The organism is Erythrobacter sp. 'gip.4 top 5', assembly GCF_056495765.1.
This window is the reverse complement of sequence record NZ_CP200270.1, coordinates 2473837-2492084: the sequence shown is the minus strand read 5'-3', so window position 1 is coordinate 2492084 and position 18248 is coordinate 2473837. Positions and strand designations below refer to the sequence as shown.

Annotated in this window: 27 protein-coding genes; all 27 read left to right on the top strand. The window is 58.4% G+C overall.

Going from position 1 to position 18248, the window contains the following annotated elements:
* The first annotated feature begins 14 nt into the window (after positions 1 to 14).
* The 27 genes from ACRANW_RS12080 to secY all read left to right on the top strand — a co-directional run bounded on the left by ACRANW_RS12080 (position 15) and on the right by secY (position 18198).
* Positions 15 to 1235, top strand: coding sequence for a hypothetical protein (locus ACRANW_RS12080; RefSeq protein WP_479432024.1), 1221 nt, complete (start codon positions 15 to 17; stop codon positions 1233 to 1235).
* Between the two features lie 570 nt (positions 1236 to 1805).
* Positions 1806 to 2177 (top strand): 30S ribosomal protein S12, encoded by a 372-nt coding sequence (gene rpsL / locus ACRANW_RS12075; protein WP_324827010.1) that lies wholly within the window; start codon positions 1806 to 1808, stop codon positions 2175 to 2177.
* Between the two features lie 169 nt (positions 2178 to 2346).
* Positions 2347 to 2817, top strand: a complete 471-nt coding sequence (gene rpsG, locus ACRANW_RS12070) for a 30S ribosomal protein S7 (protein WP_479432023.1) — start codon at positions 2347 to 2349, stop codon at positions 2815 to 2817.
* A gap of 125 nt (positions 2818 to 2942) precedes the next feature.
* On the top strand, positions 2943 to 5036 hold the full coding sequence (gene fusA, locus ACRANW_RS12065; RefSeq protein WP_479432022.1) for an elongation factor G: 2094 nt from the start codon (positions 2943 to 2945) through the stop codon (positions 5034 to 5036).
* Between the two features lie 94 nt (positions 5037 to 5130).
* Positions 5131 to 6321, top strand: a complete 1191-nt coding sequence (gene tuf / locus ACRANW_RS12060) for an elongation factor Tu (protein WP_479432021.1) — start codon at positions 5131 to 5133, stop codon at positions 6319 to 6321.
* Between the two features lie 330 nt (positions 6322 to 6651).
* On the top strand, positions 6652 to 6963 hold the full coding sequence (rpsJ, locus tag ACRANW_RS12055; protein WP_017665146.1) for a 30S ribosomal protein S10: 312 nt from the start codon (positions 6652 to 6654) through the stop codon (positions 6961 to 6963).
* A 268-nt stretch (positions 6964 to 7231) separates the two neighbouring features.
* The gene (rplC, locus tag ACRANW_RS12050) at positions 7232 to 8029 is read left to right on the top strand and encodes a 50S ribosomal protein L3 (protein WP_479432020.1); all 798 of its coding nucleotides are present in this window, start codon (positions 7232 to 7234) and stop codon (positions 8027 to 8029) included.
* 3 nt (positions 8030 to 8032) lie between these two features.
* A complete protein-coding gene (gene rplD / locus ACRANW_RS12045; RefSeq protein WP_479432019.1) occupies positions 8033 to 8656 on the top strand; it encodes a 50S ribosomal protein L4 in 624 nt (207 codons plus the stop codon).
* Positions 8649 to 8957, top strand: coding sequence for a 50S ribosomal protein L23 (locus ACRANW_RS12040; protein WP_479432018.1), 309 nt, complete (start codon positions 8649 to 8651; stop codon positions 8955 to 8957). The genes rplD and ACRANW_RS12040 overlap by 8 nt, the downstream gene beginning before the upstream one ends.
* A gap of 23 nt (positions 8958 to 8980) precedes the next feature.
* A complete protein-coding gene (gene rplB, locus ACRANW_RS12035; RefSeq protein ID WP_479432017.1) occupies positions 8981 to 9817 on the top strand; it encodes a 50S ribosomal protein L2 in 837 nt (278 codons plus the stop codon).
* Between the two features lie 6 nt (positions 9818 to 9823).
* Entirely contained in the window at positions 9824 to 10099 is a 276-nt protein-coding gene (gene rpsS, locus ACRANW_RS12030) for a 30S ribosomal protein S19 (protein WP_479432016.1), read from the top strand.
* Positions 10099 to 10476, top strand: coding sequence for a 50S ribosomal protein L22 (rplV, locus tag ACRANW_RS12025; protein WP_479432015.1), 378 nt, complete (start codon positions 10099 to 10101; stop codon positions 10474 to 10476). Before rpsS ends, rplV begins: the two co-directional genes overlap by 1 nt.
* A 1-nt stretch (position 10477) precedes the next feature.
* Positions 10478 to 11173, top strand: coding sequence for a 30S ribosomal protein S3 (gene rpsC, locus ACRANW_RS12020; protein ID WP_479432014.1), 696 nt, complete (start codon positions 10478 to 10480; stop codon positions 11171 to 11173).
* 12 nt (positions 11174 to 11185) lie between these two features.
* Entirely contained in the window at positions 11186 to 11620 is a 435-nt protein-coding gene (gene rplP / locus ACRANW_RS12015) for a 50S ribosomal protein L16 (protein WP_479432013.1), read from the top strand.
* Positions 11620 to 11832 (top strand): 50S ribosomal protein L29, encoded by a 213-nt coding sequence (gene rpmC, locus ACRANW_RS12010; RefSeq protein ID WP_479432012.1) that lies wholly within the window; start codon positions 11620 to 11622, stop codon positions 11830 to 11832. Before rplP ends, rpmC begins: the two co-directional genes overlap by 1 nt.
* Before the next feature lie 11 nt (positions 11833 to 11843).
* Positions 11844 to 12134: a 30S ribosomal protein S17 gene (gene rpsQ / locus ACRANW_RS12005; protein WP_479432011.1), complete on the top strand. Its 291-nt coding sequence runs from the start codon at positions 11844 to 11846 to the stop codon at positions 12132 to 12134.
* 77 nt (positions 12135 to 12211) lie between these two features.
* Complete coding sequence (gene rplN / locus ACRANW_RS12000; RefSeq protein ID WP_054118166.1) at positions 12212 to 12580, top strand: 50S ribosomal protein L14; 369 nt, start codon at positions 12212 to 12214, stop codon at positions 12578 to 12580.
* A complete protein-coding gene (gene rplX, locus ACRANW_RS11995; RefSeq protein ID WP_479432010.1) occupies positions 12580 to 12900 on the top strand; it encodes a 50S ribosomal protein L24 in 321 nt (106 codons plus the stop codon). The genes rplN and rplX overlap by 1 nt, the downstream gene beginning before the upstream one ends.
* On the top strand, positions 12893 to 13486 hold the full coding sequence (gene rplE, locus ACRANW_RS11990) for a 50S ribosomal protein L5 (protein ID WP_479432009.1): 594 nt from the start codon (positions 12893 to 12895) through the stop codon (positions 13484 to 13486). The genes rplX and rplE overlap by 8 nt, the downstream gene beginning before the upstream one ends.
* A gap of 42 nt (positions 13487 to 13528) precedes the next feature.
* A complete protein-coding gene (gene rpsN, locus ACRANW_RS11985; RefSeq protein WP_069310542.1) occupies positions 13529 to 13834 on the top strand; it encodes a 30S ribosomal protein S14 in 306 nt (101 codons plus the stop codon).
* 10 nt (positions 13835 to 13844) lie between these two features.
* Entirely contained in the window at positions 13845 to 14240 is a 396-nt protein-coding gene (gene rpsH / locus ACRANW_RS11980) for a 30S ribosomal protein S8 (RefSeq protein WP_479432008.1), read from the top strand.
* The gene (rplF, locus tag ACRANW_RS11975; protein ID WP_479432007.1) at positions 14240 to 14773 is read left to right on the top strand and encodes a 50S ribosomal protein L6; all 534 of its coding nucleotides are present in this window, start codon (positions 14240 to 14242) and stop codon (positions 14771 to 14773) included. The genes rpsH and rplF overlap by 1 nt, the downstream gene beginning before the upstream one ends.
* 1 nt (position 14774) lies before the next feature.
* Positions 14775 to 15119 (top strand): 50S ribosomal protein L18, encoded by a 345-nt coding sequence (gene rplR, locus ACRANW_RS11970; RefSeq protein ID WP_479432006.1) that lies wholly within the window; start codon positions 14775 to 14777, stop codon positions 15117 to 15119.
* Positions 15120 to 15121: 2 nt separating this feature from the next.
* Positions 15122 to 15865, top strand: coding sequence for a 30S ribosomal protein S5 (gene rpsE, locus ACRANW_RS11965; protein ID WP_479433938.1), 744 nt, complete (start codon positions 15122 to 15124; stop codon positions 15863 to 15865).
* Positions 15866 to 15871: 6 nt separating this feature from the next.
* The gene (rpmD, locus tag ACRANW_RS11960) at positions 15872 to 16048 is read left to right on the top strand and encodes a 50S ribosomal protein L30 (RefSeq protein WP_479432005.1); all 177 of its coding nucleotides are present in this window, start codon (positions 15872 to 15874) and stop codon (positions 16046 to 16048) included.
* A 76-nt stretch (positions 16049 to 16124) separates the two neighbouring features.
* Positions 16125 to 16649: a 50S ribosomal protein L15 gene (rplO, locus tag ACRANW_RS11955; protein WP_479432004.1), complete on the top strand. Its 525-nt coding sequence runs from the start codon at positions 16125 to 16127 to the stop codon at positions 16647 to 16649.
* 184 nt (positions 16650 to 16833) lie between these two features.
* Positions 16834 to 18198, top strand: coding sequence for a preprotein translocase subunit SecY (secY, locus tag ACRANW_RS11950; RefSeq protein ID WP_479432003.1), 1365 nt, complete (start codon positions 16834 to 16836; stop codon positions 18196 to 18198).
* Positions 18199 to 18248: the final 50 nt, after the last annotated feature.

Genomic DNA, 18248 nt, shown 5'->3' with positions numbered 1-18248 from the left:
GGTTTTGAAGAGAAATGGCGAACCCGATAACTGTCTATCTGGATACGCAAGATTATTCACGGTTTGGCGATGTTGTTCGCGGTGTTGCTAATGAAGGCATGGTAAGTATATATCGGACACTTTTAGATTACAAACAATCGGGAAGAGTTATATTTCCATTTTCAATACCACTAATGAGTGAGCTTATTCAGTATAGAAAAGATACGAAAGATATATGTTTTGCCAAGGCTGAAGCGATCGAGGCGCTATGTGGGGAATATGCCTTGCCTTACCCAACACGATTGATGGCTATGGAGATTTCGACAGCACTTAGAGAGGTGATGGGCATTAAACTTAGCCAAGAGCCAGTATTTATTAATGTCAGTAGATATTGGTATCCGAATGTTGATGGTGTACTTATTGATTTTAAAAGAAAGATAATCGTCGAGATTGATGAGCAGTTTGGTGCCATGGTGCCCCAAACCTTCACTCAACGGCGAAAAATGAAAAGTGCCAGAAAGAAATTGAAGATAGCCAAAATCTTTAAACAAGGAGACTTTTCCGAGCTTGAAAGCCAAATGGGAATTCCTGAAAAATACCTTCGGTCTGCACTGATCCCACTCATCGAAAACAAAATTTCCTCACGAGAGGCTGCTCACCGCCTCTTTAAAGGTGTTGCTAAGCCCAAGACTTTCATTGATGTCTTTTTTGAACGATACACTGGCGATAGTTCAGCAATTCCAACTTGGATGTCGGGGATGGGGTGGCAGCTGAAAGAAAATATTGAAAACGCAATAGCCCCAGTGAAGCAGTTTCTTGGCCGGGAAGGGGCTGATAAAATGTTAGCAGAGGCTTTGAATATAGTTCATGATAGATATAAGACTTCAATCACAAAAATCGGATACGAAGATTTAGAAGAATTTGTTCCCAATTTCAAAATCAAAAATGAAGACGAGCTTCCGTATCAAGTTATTGAGCGGATAAAATCTGCGAATCTAATGGCTGCGGCCTTCGACTATTACATGAAACAGGTTCTAGGTCTAAAAGGTACACCATCTGAGTTTGAGCGGAGCGTGGCAGGGGATCTAGTCCACCTTCTTTATCTGCCACACGTGGATTTGTGGCGCGGAGATAGGAGGTTCTCGTCCGTTGTGGTTCAGGCTGCACCGGAATACAGAGGTTCAGTTGTTCATAAGCTTCTCGATTTGCCGAAGCGCATTGATGAGCGCCTTTTAGAGTCTTGTCGGTATGAGTGACGGACAAGAGGGCAGTTGCCTCGCGAGATTCTTTGTTTCGCCCCTCAAGCGCCGGGCGCATCGCGTCCGCGCTGCTTGGCTTACGCGCCAAAAGGCGCGGCGGCCTTGCAGGTGTGCTTCGCACGTCTGCGCCTTCGGCTTCGACTCCGGCCTTGCGGCGGCTGCGCCGCCGGTTTACCGCCACACGCGCCGTTGTTGGTTGCCGCTGGTGCCACACGCGAGGGTGTTGGATGCCTCGTCCCCTCCAACACCAACTCTTGACCCCCCACCCAATCCCGCCTAAGGGCGCGCATCTTCCGGGGTCATTCCCGGATTGAGCTGAACATTGGCGGCTCTGTCTCCCTCACGGGAGGCCGTCGTCAAAGTAACCCGGTGGCCGAAGGGCCGGATAGGCGGGTGGAGCGTTTCAGTCTCGTTCGTCGTCCCGGCATTGCTCGGGATTTCGCGGCCGCAGCATTGGTGCTGGTGGATCGCGGCTCCGGATCAGGTCCGGGGTGATAGGCTTGGCTTTTTCTCTCCTCCCACATTGTCCGGTTCCGGTGTCGCCCTCATCAGGTGAAGTGAGAACTAATGCCGACAATCAACCAGCTGGTCCGCAAGGGCCGCGTCCCGCAGAAGGCCAAGTCCAAGGTCCCTGCGATGGAGCAGAACCCGCAGAAGCGCGGCGTTTGCACCCGTGTTTACACGACGACTCCGAAGAAGCCGAACTCGGCGCTGCGCAAGGTGGCCAAGGTGCGCCTGACCAACCAGCGCGAAGTCATCAGCTACATCCCCGGTGAAGGCCACAACCTGCAGGAGCACTCCGTTGTGCTGATCCGCGGCGGGCGTGTGCGCGATCTTCCCGGTGTGCGTTACCACGTCCTGCGCGGCGTGCTCGACACACAGGGTGTGAAGGATCGCAAGAAGAGCCGCTCGAAGTACGGCGCCAAGCGTCCGAAGTGACCCGGGTGCCTGTGGTGCCGGGTCATCCTGAACTTGGTTCAGGATCCACGGTGCCTCGGGCGCAGGTCGATCCAGTTAAAGGGCTGAGCCCGCCGCCTGATGGATCCTGAAACGAGTTCAGGATGACGGAAGGCAGGGCAGGGGCCGCACTCCGAAGGAGTTTAAAAATATGTCACGTCGTCGTCGTCCCGAAAAGCGGGTCATCCTGCCCGATCCCCAGTATGGTGATCAGATCCTGTCGAAGTTCATGAACAACCTCATGTATGACGGCAAAAAAGCGGTTGCCGAAGGCATCGTTTACAGCGCGCTCTCCACGGTGGAAACGAAGGCCAAGGCCGATCCGATCCAGCTGTTTCATGATGCGCTGAACAATGTGAAGCCGCAGGTCGAAGTGCGCAGCCGCCGTGTGGGTGGTGCGACCTATCAGGTGCCTGTGGAGGTTCGCCCCGAGCGTGCCCAGGCGCTGGCCATTCGCTGGCTGATCACGGCCGCGCGCGGTCGTCCGGAAACCACGATGGCAGCGCGTCTGTCGGGTGAGTTGCTGGATGCGGCCAACAACCGTGGCAACGCGGTGAAGAAGCGCGAAGATACGCACCGGATGGCGGACGCCAACCGCGCCTTCTCGCACTACCGCTGGTAGGATTGCGATCAGCCGGAAGCGCCAAGTGATTTGGGGTCTTCCGGCTGTCACAATCATCACTATATGGAGCGTGCGACGGGTCTCTTGTTGGACCGGGCCGCTTCTCCAACTCCAAGGAATTCCTCATGGCACGCAGCCATCCGCTCGAACGCTATCGCAATATCGGCATCATGGCGCATATCGACGCCGGCAAGACCACCACGACCGAACGGATTTTGTTCTACACCGGCAAGTCGTACAAGATCGGCGAAGTGCATGATGGCGCTGCGACGATGGACTGGATGGAGCAGGAGCAGGAGCGCGGGATCACGATCACGTCCGCTGCGACAACCTGTTTCTGGAATGCCGAAGACGGCAAGGGTCCGGAACACCGAATCAACATCATCGACACCCCCGGCCACGTCGACTTCACGATCGAAGTTGAGCGTTCCTTGCGCGTGCTCGATGGCGCGGTCGCGTGCTTCGACGGCGTTGCGGGCGTGGAGCCGCAGTCCGAAACCGTATGGCGTCAGGCTGACAAGTACGGCGTGCCGCGCATGTGCTTCATCAACAAGCTTGATCGCACCGGCGCCAACTTCAAGTATTGCGTCCAGTCGATCATCGATCGTCTTGGTGCACGCCCGGCCGTTCTCTACATTCCGATCGGTCTCGAAGCTGATCTGAAGGGTCTGGTCGACCTCGTGCACAATCGTGCGATCATCTGGAAGGATGAATCGCTAGGGGCCGAGTTTGTCTATGAAGATATCCCGGCCGATCTGGCCGATGAAGCTGCGGTGTATCGCAGTGAGCTGATCGAACTTGCCGTCGAGCAAGACGACGAGGCGATGGAAGCCTACCTAGAAGGCAATGAGCCTGATGCGGCCACGCTGAAGGCGCTGATCCGCAAGGGCACGCTCAACCAGTCGTTCGTGCCTGTGTGCTGTGGCTCGGCGTTCAAGAACAAGGGCGTGCAGCCACTGCTCGATGCCGTGGTTGATTACCTGCCGTCGCCGCTCGACATTCCTGATGTTCAGGGCGTCAAGATGGACAGCGACGAAGTCGATAGCCGTCCTGCAACCGACGAAGCGCCGTTCAGTGCGCTGGCGTTCAAGGTGATGAACGATCCGTTCGTCGGAAGCCTGACCTTCATTCGCATTTATTCAGGCACTCTCGGCAAGGGCACTTACCTGAACTCGGTGAAGGATAAGAAGGAAAAGGTCGGTCGTATGCTCGAAATGCATGCGAACGAGCGCAAGGACGTGGATGAAGCGTTCGCAGGCGACATCATCGCGCTGGCTGGCATGAAGGAAACCACCACGGGTGACACCCTGTGCGCCAGCAACGCGCCGATCGTGCTAGAGCGGATGGAGTTCCCCGAGCCGGTGATCGAATTGTCGGTGGAGCCCAAGACCAAAGCTGACCAGGAAAAGATGGGCATCGCGCTCAATCGTCTGTCGGCTGAAGATCCGTCTTTCCGCGTTTCGACCGATCAGGAGAGTGGCCAGACCATCATCAAGGGCATGGGCGAACTGCACCTCGACATCATCGTCGATCGGATGCGCCGTGAATTCAAGGTCGAAGCCAATGTCGGTGCGCCGCAGGTGGCTTACCGAGAATATCTCGCTCGTGAAGTCGACGTCGATTACACGCACAAGAAGCAGTCGGGCGGCTCGGGCCAGTTCGGCCGCGTCAAGGTTACGGTCATCCCCGGTGAGCGCGGTCAAGGCGTGATCTTCGAAGACGTGATCAAGGGCGGCAACATCCCGCGCGAATACATCCCGGCGATCGAAAAGGGCTTCCGTGAACAGGCGGCCAGCGGTCACCTGGTCGGCTTCCCAATCATCGATTTCAGCATCAAGCTGACCGATGGTGCGTACCACGACGTCGACTCGAGCGCGATTGCGTTCGAAATCGCCGCGCGCGGTGCCATGCGTGAAGTCGCGCAGAAGGCCGGCATCAAGTTGCTTGAGCCGATCATGAAGGTGGAAGTCATTACCCCCGATGAATATCTGGGCGACGTGATCGGCGACTTGAACTCGCGGCGCGGGCAGATCCAGGGGACTGACACACGCGGCAATGCTCAGGCGGTTGATGCATTTGTGCCGCTCGCCAACATGTTCGGCTATGTCAACGAACTGCGCTCCTTCTCGCAAGGTCGCGCGAACTACTCGATGCAGTTCTCGCACTATGACGAGGTTCCGGCCAACGTCGCTGCCGAGGTCAAGGAGAAACTTGCCTAAGCTGCCTTAGCAGTCTAGGGGCGGCGCCTGATTCAGCGGGCGCTGCCGTTTTTCCCGCGAACACATCAATCATCCAAGAAGGTACATCAGAGAAATGGCTAAGGAAAAATTCCAGCGGAACAAGCCGCACTGCAACATCGGCACCATCGGTCACGTTGACCATGGCAAGACCACGCTGACTGCTGCAATCACCAAGGTGATGGCAGAAACATACGGCGGCGCAGCTGTCGACTTCGCCAACATCGACAAGGCCCCGGAAGAGCGTGAGCGCGGGATCACCATCTCGACCGCCCACGTCGAATACGAATCAGCTGCGCGTCACTACGCCCACGTCGACTGCCCGGGTCACGCTGACTACGTGAAGAACATGATCACCGGTGCCGCCCAAATGGACGGCGCGATTCTGGTCGTGAACGCCGCTGACGGCCCGATGCCCCAGACCCGTGAGCACATCCTGCTCGCCCGTCAGGTCGGCGTGCCCGCGCTGGTTGTTTACATGAACAAGGTCGATCAGGTTGATGACGAGGAAATCCTCGAACTGGTTGAACTCGAAGTGCGCGAACTGCTCTCGTCGTACGATTTCGATGGTGATAACATCCCCATCATCAAGGGTTCGGCACTTGCCGCTCTTGAAGGTCGCGATGACGCCATCGGCAAGGATTCGGTGATTGCACTGATCGAAGCTGTCGACAGCTTCATCCCACAGCCCGACCGTCCGGTCGACAAGCCGTTCCTGATGCCGATCGAAGACGTGTTCTCGATCTCGGGTCGTGGCACCGTGGTGACCGGCCGTATCGAAACCGGCATCGTCAACGTGGGCGAAGAAGTCGAAATTGTCGGCATCAAGGACACCCGCAAGACCACCGTCACCGGCGTGGAAATGTTCCGCAAGCTGCTCGATCGCGGTGAAGCTGGCGACAACGTCGGCGCCCTGATCCGCGGCGTTGCCCGTGAAGATGTCGAGCGCGGTCAGGTTCTCTGCAAGCCTGGTACGGTCAAGCCGCACACCGAGTTTGAAGCCGAAGTCTACGTGCTGTCGAAGGATGAAGGTGGCCGTCACACGCCGTTCTTCGCCAACTACCGCCCGCAGTTTTACTTCCGCACCACTGACGTGACCGGCGAAGTCGTTCTTCCCGAAGGCACCGAAATGGTGATGCCGGGTGACAATGTTTCGATCGGCGTGAAGCTGATCGCTCCGATCGCAATGGACGAAGGTCTGCGTTTCGCGATCCGCGAAGGCGGCCGCACCGTGGGTTCGGGCGTTGTTGCGAAGATCACCAAGTAAGAGTCTTCTTCCTTCGGGGAATTGACTGAACACTGAAAAGGCCCGGTTGCTCTGTTGAGTTGCCGGGCCTTTTTGGTTTAAGGCAGGAGGATAGGCAAAGTCAGCGCGGTCGTTTCACGGGCACGTAATTTCCTTGCTGACGCCTCTTGCCAGAATCCCTTGCGCTCCGTATAGGCTCGCATCCGCAGACGAGATTCGTCCCGTCTGCGATAAGTTTTCAATGAGGCCGCCCGCTCTCGGGAAACCGGAAATGAGTGGGGCCGGCCTTTGTTTTTTGGGAGAAGCCGGGTTGCCGGTGTCTCCTTGGCTCTTTCGCATCGGTAGTAGGACATGGAAGCTCAGAATATCCGTATTCGCCTCAAGGCGTTTGACCACCGCGTTCTCGACCAGGCAACTGGTGAGATCGCTGATACGGCCCGCCGCACTGGCGCGCTTATTCGCGGCCCCATTCCTTTGCCGACGCGAATTGAGAAGTTCACGGTGAACCGCGGTCCGCACGTTGACAAGAAGTCGCGTGAGCAGTTCGAAGTTCGTACCTACAAGCGGTTGCTCGATATCGTGCAGCCCAACGCCCAGACGGTCGATGCGCTGATGAAGCTCGATCTGGCTGCTGGCGTGAACGTCGAGATCAAGCTGGCTTAAGCCAGCCGAAATGCCCCTGCTTCGGCAGGGGCCTCTATCGTTGAGGCTGTAAGCGCCTCTTCTGACGATAGGGTGGATACCGCCGGATAGAATATCCGGGCTGCGTCCCCCGTCTCGCTCTTCCGGCCACCCGGCCAAAGAGAGCACTTAGCCCGGACGGGGCGATGCATGAAAATTTGGGCTGAACTGGGTTGCGACGCTTGTGTCGTGGCCTGCCATGCACCTTGCGGATGGTCCGCCGGGTGCCTCTGTTGAGGAGTAACTGACGATGCGCACCGGCGTGATCGCAAAGAAAGTCGGGATGACCCGCCTCTTCCAGGAGGATGGACGGCACGTGCCTGTGACCGTTCTGTCGCTGGAAGATTGCCAAGTGGTTTCCCACCGCACCACTGACCGTGACGGCTACTTCGCTGTCCAGCTCGGTGCAGGCGAAGCCAAGCAGAAGAACGTTGCCAAGCCGCAGCGTGAACATTTCGCCAAGGCCGATGTGGGCTTGAAGAAGCGCGTCGCGGAATTCCGCGTCGAAGATGCCGCTGGCCTTGTTGATGTCGGATCGACCATCAGCGCCGAGCATTTCATCGCTGGCCAGATGGTCGACATCACTGGCCATACGCAGGGCAAGGGCTTTGCCGGCGCCATGAAGCGCTGGGGCTTCGGCGGTATGCGCGCCACTCACGGCGTTTCGATCTCGCACCGTGCCCACGGTTCGACGGGTAACCGTCAGGATCCGGGCCGCGTGTTCAAGGGCAAGAAGATGGCCGGCCATATGGGCGATCGTCAGCGCACTCAGCAGAACCTCGAAATCGTTCGTACAGACGCCGAACGCGGGCTTCTCTTCGTCAAGGGATCGGTACCCGGTGCGAAGAATGGCTGGCTGCTCGTTCGCGACGCGGTGAAGCTGCCGCTTCCCGAAGGCGTGCCGTTCCCCGGTGCGGTGCTCGACAAGAAGGCTCTCAAGGCTGACGATGGCACCCCCTCGGTTGCAGAAACGGCTGCCGAAGATGTCGTGGTGACCGAAGGCGCTGAAAACGACGCTGCGGCCACTGAAGAAAACAAGGAAGGCTGAGCCATGAAGATTAAGGTTCAGAACATCGAGGGCAAGGCCTCGGGCGATATCGAACTTTCGGATGACGTGTTCGGCATTGAGCCGCGCGCTGACATCCTGCACCGGGTTGTAACCTGGCAGCTCGAAAATCGCCGTGGCACCGCCCGCCCGACGCGTGAGCGTTCGGACGTGGCCCGCACCGGCAAGAAGTTCGGCAAGCAGAAGGGTGGCGGTACAGCTCGCCACGGTGACCGCGCAGCCCCGATTTTCATCGGTGGCGGTAAGGCTCATGGTGCGCGCAAGCGTGACTTCGACCAATCGCTCAATAAGAAGATCCGTGCACTTGGCCTCAAAATGGCGCTTTCGAGCAAGGCCAAGGATGGGCTCGTCGTGGTTGACACGCTTGAGCTTGCCGAAATCAAGACCAAGACCCTCAAGGGCCAGCTCGCCAAGGGCGGTTTTTCGGGCAAGGTGCTGGTGATCGACGGCGAGCAGGTTGACGCAGGCTTCAAGAAGGCTGCCGGAAACCTTCCGGGCATCAACGTGATGCCGGCCATGGGCGCCAACGTGTATGACATCCTCAACCACGACACGCTGGTGCTGACCAAGGCCGCCGTGGAAAAGCTGGAGGCGCGTTTCAATGGCTAAAAAGCAAACCGTCGATGCGCGTCACTACGGCGTGATCATCGCACCGCACATCACCGAAAAGTCGACGCTGGCGTCGGAACACAACGCCGTGGTCTTCAAGGTTGCCGGCACCGCCACCAAGCCGCAGATCAAGGAAGCGATCGAGGCGATCTACGATAAGAAGGTCGTCGCCGTGAACACCCTGATCATGAAGGGTAAGGTCAAGCGTTGGAAGGGCAAGCCCTACACGCGCTGCGATGTGAAGAAGGCCATTGTCACCCTCGCTGAGGGTGAAATGATCGACATCACCAGCGGTATCTGAGGCCAAGGGACAGGATACGAACAATGGCACTCAAGAATTATAAGCCAACCAGTCCCGCGCGTCGCGGTTTGATCCTGGTTGACAAATCAGCTCTGTGGAAGGGCAAGCCAGTCAAGGCGCTTACCGAAGGTAAGCACAAGACCGGTGGCCGTAACAACAAGGGCCATGTCACCTCGCGTGGCATTGCCGGTGGTCACAAGCAGAAGTACCGCTTCATCGACTTTAAGCGTCGTAAGTGGGACATGCCGGCTACCGTCGAGCGTCTGGAATATGACCCGAACCGCACGGCCTTCATCGCCTTGGTGAAGTACGAAGATGGCGAGCAGACCTATATCATTGCACCCCAGCGTCTTGCTGTCGGTGATCAGGTTGTCGCTGGCGAAAAAGTCGACACCAAGCCGGGCAATGCGATGTTGCTGGGTCAGATGCCGGTCGGCACCATTTGCCACAATGTGGAAATGAAGCCGGGCAAGGGCGGTCAGATCGCGCGTTCGGCAGGCACTTATGTGCAGGTCGTGGGCCGTGATCGCGCAATGGTCATCGTGCGTCTGAACTCGGGCGAGCAACGTTACCTGCGAGCTGATTGCATGGGCACAGTGGGCGCCGTTTCGAACCCAGACAACGGCAACCAGAACTTTGCCAAGGCCGGTCGTAAGCGTTGGATGGGCGTTCGTCCGCTGACTCGCGGTGTTGCCAAGAACCCGGTCGATCACCCGCATGGTGGTGGTGAAGGTCGGACCTCGGGCGGTCGCCATCCGGTGACTCCATGGGGCAAGCCGACCAAGGGTGCCCGCACACGCAATAACAAGCAGACGGACAAATTGATCATCCGTTCGCGTCACGCGAAGAAGAAGAGGTAAAAGACGATGGCACGTTCCGTCTGGAAAGGTCCGTTTGTCGAGCTGAGCCTGTTGAAGAAGGCTGAGACCGCGCAGGAGGCGAGCAATACCAAGCCGATCAAAACTTGGTCGCGTCGCTCGACGATTCTGCCGCAGTTCGTTGGGCTGACCTTCAATGTTTATAATGGGCGCAAGTTCATTCCCGTTTCGGTTTCTGAGGAAATGGTCGGCCACAAGCTTGGTGAATTTGCGCCGACGCGCACCTTCCCCGGTCACGCTGCTGACAAGAAGGGCAAGCGCTGATGAGCAAGGCAAGGGCACCCCGCCGCGTGGGCGACAATGAGGCGCTGGCTGTCGGCACCACGATCCGTGGTTCTGCACAGAAGCTCAACCTCGTTGCAGCCCTGATCCGCGGCAAGAAGGTGGAGGATGCGTTGAACATTCTCACCTTCTCGAAGCGGGCGATGGCACGCGATGCGAGCAAGGTTCTCGCATCGGCGATCGCCAACGCTGAGAACAACCACAACCTCGACGTTGATGCTTTGATCGTGGCGGAAGCTTCGGTCGGCAAGTCGGTGACGATGAAGCGGTTTCATACCCGTGGACGCGGCAAGTCGACCCGGATCCTGAAGCCGTTCAGCCGGCTTCGGATTGTCGTTCGCGAAGCAGAAGAGGCGTAAGATGGGCCAGAAGAGCAATCCGATCGGTCTGCGCCTGCAGATCAACCGCACCTGGGACAGCCGCTGGTACGCCGAAGGGCGTGACTATGCGCAGCTGCTCAAAGAAGACGTGATGATCCGCAAGTACATCATGAAGAATCTGCCGCAGGCGGCAGTTTCCAAGGTGGTGATCGAGCGTCCGGCCAAGCTGTGCCGCGTTTCGATCTATGCGGCGCGTCCTGGCGTGATCATCGGCAAGAAGGGCGCAGACATTGAAAAGCTGCGCTCGAAGCTTGCGACGATGACGCCGAGCGACGTGAAGTTGAACATCGTTGAAATCCGTAAGCCGGAAATCGATGCTAAGCTTGTGGCGCAGGGCATTGCCGATCAGCTGGTGCGCCGCGTGGCGTTCCGCCGGGCGATGAAGCGCGCAATGCAGTCCGCTATTCGTTTGGGTGCAGAGGGCATCAAGATCACCTGCGGCGGACGTCTTGGCGGTGCGGAAATCGCACGCGTTGAGTCCTATCGCGAAGGTCGCGTGCCGGCTCACACGCTGCGTGCGAACATCGACTACGCCGATTGCGAGGCGCTGACCGCCTACGGGATCATCGGGATCAAGGTCTGGATCTTCAAGGGTGAGATCCTCGCCCATGATCCGACCGCACAGGACCGCCTGATGATGGAAGCGCAGACTTCCGGCGTCCGGCCGGCTCGCTAGAGGTAACAGACCATGTTGCAACCAAAAAAGCACAAGTTCCGCAAGCAGTTCAAGGGGCGGATCAAGGGTGAGGCCAAGGGTGGCACCACCTTGAACTTCGGTTCTTACGGCCTGAAGGCGCTGGAACCCGAGCGGATCACCGCGCGCCAGATCGAAGCGGCACGTCGTGCCATCACGCGGCACATCAAGCGTCAGGGTCGCCTGTGGATCCGCATCTTCCCCGATGTGCCCGTGACCAAGAAGCCTGCCGAAGTCCGTCAGGGTAAGGGCAAGGGTTCCGTGGAATACTGGGCTGCACGCGTGAAGCCGGGTAGGATCCTGTTTGAACTCGACGGCGTTGCAGGGCCCCTGGCCGCTGAGGCGTTCGAGCGTGCAGCCATGAAGCTGCCGATCAAGACCAAGGTTGTTGCCCGTATGGGTGACACCAGCCATCTGGGAGGCGAATAATGGCCGACTTTGCGGACCTTAGCACCAAGACCGATGATCAGCTGACCGCCGAGCTTACCGAGCTCAAGCGCGAACAGTACAATCTGCGGTTTCAGGCTGCGACCAACCAGCTCGAGGCTCCCTCGCGCATCCGTCAGGTGCGCCGGACCATCGCGCAGATCAAAACGCTGCAAAACGCGCGTGCGGCCAAAACCGCCGCCGCTAAAGCGTAAGGAGTAACACAATGCCCAAGCGCATCCTCGTCGGGACTGTGACCTCCGACAAGACAGACAAGACCGTGACCGTGTTGGTCGAACGCAAGGTGAAGCACCCGTTGTACGGGAAGATCATCCGGCGTTCGAAGAAGTATCATGCGCACGATGAGCAGAACGAATTCACCGTGGGTGATGTCGTGCGGATCGAAGAGACCCGTCCGATGTCCAAGACCAAGACCTGGATCGTCAAGGACCGGGTTGTGGCAGGTGGCGTTCAGGCGGTGGAAGCCGATCTGGACGTTGCAGCCGCGGGTAACTGAGCAACTGACGTAAACGGAACTCCCGGGCCCCGGTCGGATCGGGCGTCCCGGAAAGCCAATGAGAAGGAATCGGATCAATGATCCAGATGCAGTCCAATCTCGACGTCGCGGACAATAGCGGCGCAAAGCGCGTCCAGTGCATTAAAGTGCTGGGTGGCTCTAAGCGTCGTACCGCGGGCGTTGGCGATGTGATCGTCGTCTCCATCAAGGAGGCGCAGCCGCGCGCGAAGGTCAAGAAGGGCGATGTCCATCGCGCTGTGATCGTCCGCACCCGCAAGGACGTTCGCCGTCCCGACGGGACCGTGATCCGGTTCGACAGCAATGCTGCCGTGCTGGTCAACAAGAACGAGGAGCCGATTGGCACCCGTATCTTTGGCCCGGTGGTCCGCGAGCTGCGTTCGCGTGGTTTCATGAAGATCATCTCGCTCGCTCCGGAGGTGCTGTAATGGCGTCGGCAAGAATCAAGAAGGGTGACAGCGTTGTCGTGCTGTCGGGCAAGGACAAGGGGCGCACCGGTACGGTCGCTCAGGTCATGCCCAAGGACGGCAAGGTTGTTGTCGAAGGCGTGAATATCGCCGTCCGTCACCGCAAGCCCAGCCAGGCCAACCCGCAAGGTGGTATCGACCGGTTCCCGGCTCCGATGCATATCTCGAAGGTTGCCCTTGCTGATCCCAAGTCCGGCAAGGCCACGCGCGTCCGTTTCGAAATGAAGGACGGCAAGAAAGTGCGTGTCGCCGTGAAGAGTGGGGAGACCATCGATGGCTGATTACACCGCCCGGATGAAGGCCAAGTATGACGAGGAAATCGTGAAAGCGATGACCGAGAAGTTTGGCTACAAGAACCGTCTCGAAGTTCCCAAGATCGAGAAGATCACGCTCAACATGGGCGTTGGCGAAGCGAGCCAGGACAAGAAAAAGGTCCAGACCGCCGCTGAGGAAATGGCGCTGATTGCTGGTCAGAAGCCGGTCATCACGATCGCCAAGAAGTCGATCGCGCAGTTCAAGCTGCGTGAAGGCATGCCGATCGGTTGCAAGGTTACCTTGCGCCGTGAACGCATGTACGAGTTCCTTGATCGTCTGGTGACTGTTGCGATGCCACGCATCCGTGACTTTCGCGGCCTGAACGCCAAGTCGTTTGATGGCCGTGGCAATTACGCGATGGGGCTGAAGGAACAGATCGTGTTCCCCGAAATCAGCTACGACAAGATCGACAAGGTGCGTGGGATGGACATCATCGTCACCACCAGCGCGAAGTCCGACGAAGAGGCGCGTGAACTGTTGCGTCTGTTCGGCTTCCCCTTCCAGGGTGAAGCCCCGAGCGCAAACAAGACCGAGCAGAAAGAAGCGGCGTGAGCCGCTTCCCCCTAGAGACACGAGGCAAGAGAGCTTAAGTCCATGGCGAAACTGAGTTCCATTAATAAGAATGAGCGTCGCAAGAAGCTCGTCAAGCAGTACGCTGCGAAGTACGAGAAGCTGAAGGCGATTGCAGCCGATGAATCGCTCGATGAGACGGAACGTCTCGTTGCGCGCCTCAAGATGGCAGAGCTTCCGCGCAACGCGAACCCGACCCGGGTCCGCAATCGTTGCGCCACCACCGGCCGCCCGCGCGGCTATTACCGCAAGTTCGGCATTAACCGTATCGAACTGCGCCAGCTTGGTAACAGCGGGATGATTCCCGGCCTGACCAAGTCGAGCTGGTGAGGACTGAACAATGGCATTGACCGATCCCTTGGGTGACATGCTCACCCGTATCCGCAACGGCCAGCGCGCCAAGAAGGACTCCGTGCTCACGCCCGCGAGCAATCTTCGTGCAAGCGTGCTCGAAGTGCTCCAGCGTGAAGGCTACATTCGTGGCTACACTGAGGACAATTCGGGCAAGCACCCGGCACTGCGGATCGAACTGAAGTATTTCGAAGGCGAACCTGCGATCAAGCATGTGGCTCGTGTTTCGAAGCCTGGCCGCCGCGTCTATTCGGGTTCCAAGGAACTTCCGACGATCCGCAACGGCCTTGGCATCACCATCGTCTCGACGCCGCGTGGCGTGCTTTCGGATGCCGAAGCGCGGAACCACAACGTCGGTGGCGAAGTGCTGGCGGAGGTGTTCTGATGAGCCGCATCGGCAAAAAGCCGGTGGCCATCCCCGGCGGGGTGACTGCCACCATTGATAATGGTCTTCTGACTGTCAAGGGGCCCAAGGGCACTCTCGATCTTGGCCTCTCGGATCTCATTGACTACAAGGTTGAAGAGGGCGAGATTTCGGTCAAGCCGGCCAACGACAGCCGCCAGGCGCGGGCCTTCTGGGGCATGCAGCGCACTTTGGTCTCGAACCTCGTTGAAGGCGTCACCGACGGCTTCACCAAGATTCTTGTCATCAAGGGCGTCGGATACCGTGCCAACGCACAAGGCCGCAATCTGAAGTTGCAGCTTGGCTATAGCCACGATGTCGATCTTCCGGTTCCCGAGGGTCTTGAAGTCAAGACTCCGGATCAGACCACGATCGAGATCTCCGGTACGGACAAGCAGTCGGTTGGTCAGTTTGCTGCTGAAATCCGTCGCTGGCGCAAGCCCGAGCCGTACAAGGGTAAGGGGATCGCCTATCGCGGCGAATATATCTTCCGCAAGGAAGGGAAGAAGAGATAAGATGGCAAAGCTTTCCCTTTTTGAACGGCGCCGTCAGCGGGTTCGCACAGCACTGCGTGCGCGGGCCGGTGGCAAGCCTCGTCTGTCGGTGCACCGCACTGGCCGTCACATCTACGCGCAGATCATCGACGACGCTGCCGGCCGCACGGTCGCCGCGGCGTCGACCTTGGGCGTGAAGACCAGCGGTGCCAATGTCGATGCTGCTGCTGAGGTCGGCAAGTTGATTGCTGATGCTGCCAAGAAAGCGGGCGTGACCACGGTTGTGTTCGATCGTGGCGGTTTCCTGTTCCATGGCCGCGTCAAGGCGCTGGCCGATGCCGCCCGCGAAGGCGGGCTGGAGTTCTGATGATGGCTGACGAAAACACCGAAAACAAGGTTGAGGTGCCCGCGGTGGCAACCACCCCCTCGGAAGCGGCTGAGAACCAGTCGCCCGCGCAGGCTGATGATGGCAACGCCCGTCGTGGCCGTGGCCGTGGCGGCAATAGCGGTGGCGGCGGCGACCGTGGTCGTGGTCGCGGTGGTCGTGACAATAATCGCGGTGGCCGGCAGGAAGAAGATGATGGCATCATCGAAAAGCTGGTCCACATCAACCGCGTGTCCAAGACGGTCAAGGGTGGTAAGCGCTTTGGCTTTGCAGCGCTGGTCGTAGTTGGCGATGGTCAGGGTCGTGTTGGCTTTGGCCATGGCAAGGCACGCGAAGTGCCTGAAGCCATCACCAAGGCGACCGCCGCTGCACGCAAGAAGATGATCCGCGTCTCGCTCAAGGAAGGACGCACGCTGCACCATGACGGCAATGGCCGCTTTGGCGCTGGCAAGGTTACGCTTCGTACGGCGCCTCCGGGTACCGGTATCATCGCCGGTGGTCCGATGCGTGCCGTCTTCGAGAGCCTCGGCGTTGCCGATGTGGTGACCAAGTCGGTCGGCACGTCCAACCCGTACAACATGATCCGTGCGACCTTTGACGCTTTGTCTGAGCAGACTTCACCGAAGTCGGTTGCTCAGCGTCGCGGCAAAAAGGTTGCCGACCTTCTTGGTCGTGGCGGATCGAACGCAGCCGAGGCGGAAGCCGACGCTGCTGCGATCGTGGAGTAACCGATCATGGCTACCATCAAGATCAAGCAGGTCGGTTCACCGATCCGTCGTCCCGAAAGCCAGCGCAAGATCCTTATCGGTCTTGGGTTGAACAAGATGCACAAGGTTGTAGAGCGCCAAGACACCCCAGAGGTGCGTGGCGCGATTGCCAAGATCCCGCATCTGGTGCAGGTCGTCGACTAATCAATCCAGGCAAGGCCCCGCATCGTCGGGGCCTTCCTTTCTGTCAGCGCGACAAAAGCGAAAGCGAGTGCACACTATGAAACTGAATGACATCCGCGATAATGCGGGCGCCCGTAAGGTCCGCACCCGGGTCGGCCGTGGTATCGGCTCGGGCAAGGGCAAGACTTCGGGCCGCGGCCAAAAGGGTCAGAAGGCCCGTTCCGGTGTTGCGATCAAGGGCTTTGAAGGCGGCCAGATGCCGTTGCACATGCGTCTGCCAAAGCGCGGCTTCAACAATCCGTTTGCCAAGGATTATGCCGAAGTAAACATTGGCATGATCCAGAAGTTCATCGATGCTGAAAAGCTCGACGGCAATGCTACCATTACCGAAGATGTACTTCGGGCCGCTGGTCTGGTTCGTGATGGCAAGGACGGCGTTCGTCTGCTGGGCAAGGGCGTGATCACGTCCAAGGTGACATTCGCCGTGACCGGCGCCACCAAGGGCGCGATTGCCGCGGTCGAAGCTGCCGGCGGCAAGGTTGAGGTTGCGCCTGCACCGACGCCTGAGCACGAAAAGAAGCTTGCGCGCCGTGATGCCAACAAGGCCGCACGCGCGAAGTAATCGACAAAAGGTGAGGCGCGGGGGTTCGACAAGAGCCTCCGCGCTCCCTATTTACGCTCTCGTGCGCCGGGCGGCTCTTGTTATGCAGGGCCAGCTGTTGCAGCAAAGGCGCGCATTGGAAGGTTCGGGATGGCCGATGTTCGGCCAAGGGCTTCGGATCAAGAGCTAGGACTGACAAAACAACATGGCTTCACGCGCCGACAATATCGCGGGCAATTTGAACCTTGGCAATTTTGCCAAGGCGACCGAGCTCAAGCAGCGGATTTGGTTCACGATCGGTGCGCTGGTTGTCTTCCGCTTTCTGAGCTTTGTGCCGTTGCCCGGTGTGAACCCCCTTATCCTGAGCGAATTGTATGAGCAGACGCGGGGCGGAATCCTCGATCTGTTCAACGCCTTTTCGGGCGGTAGCCTTGAACGGATGAGCCTCATCGCGCTTGGCGTGATGCCCTATATCACGGCCTCGATTGTGGTGCAGATGGCGTCCGCTCTTCATCCGACGCTTTCTGCGCTGAAAAAGGAAGGCGCAAGTGGTCGGCAGAAGCTCAACCAGTACACCCGCTACGGCACTGTGCTTTTGTGCATGATACAGGGCTATGCGATTGCTGTGGGGCTCGAAAGCTTTGCCGCGCAAAGTGGCCTTGCTGCTGTGGTAAATCCTGGTCCGATGTTCCGCATTGTTGCGGTGATCAACCTGGTCGGCGGAACCATGTTCCTGCTGTGGCTTGGCGAGCAGATTACCAGTCGCGGTATCGGCAATGGCATTTCGCTGATCATCATGGCCGGCATTGTCGCGCAGTTTCCCAGTTTCGCGTCCAACCTGTTTGAAGGTGGGCGCACTGGCTCGATCAATCCGGGTGTTATCATCGCTTTTCTGGTGATGGTCGCGGTTCTGATCTTGCTGATCTCTTTCATGGAGCGCGCCCAGCGCCGTTTGACCATTCAATATCCCAAGCGCGCCACGCAGCGCGGGATGATGCAGGCGGAACGGTCCTATTTGCCGCTTAAGATCAACACCGCGGGCGTGATCCCTCCGATCTTCGCCAGCTCGTTGCTGTTGCTCCCCTTGACGATCACCCAGTTTGCTGGAACGTCGGTTCAGACAGACAGCCAGTTCTATTCGGTCTTGCAGGCCATGAACCAGTACCTTGCCCATGGTCAGCCGCTCTATATGGCGCTTTATGCCATCGGGATCATTTTCTTCTGCTTCTTCTACACCGCGGTCGTGTTCAATCCTGAAGAGACGGCCGACAATCTGAAGAAAAATGGCGGGTCAATTCCCGGCATTCGTCCGGGCAAGCGGACGGCGGATTACCTCGAATATGTGCTGACGCGCATCACGGTGGTTGGCGCGCTCTACCTCACGGTGGTCTGCGTGGTGCCGGAATACATGATTGCGCAGACTGGCATTCCGCTGTTCCTTGGTGGAACGAGCCTGCTGATTGTCGTAAACGTGACGGTCGATACGATCAGTCAGATCCAGTCGCATCTGCTCGCGCTTCAGTATGGCGATCTCATCAAGAAGGCGAAGCTCAAAGGGCGGACGCGCTGAATTTCGACAATAGTCGGCTTGACGCAAGTGTCTGCTTGGTTGAACCCACT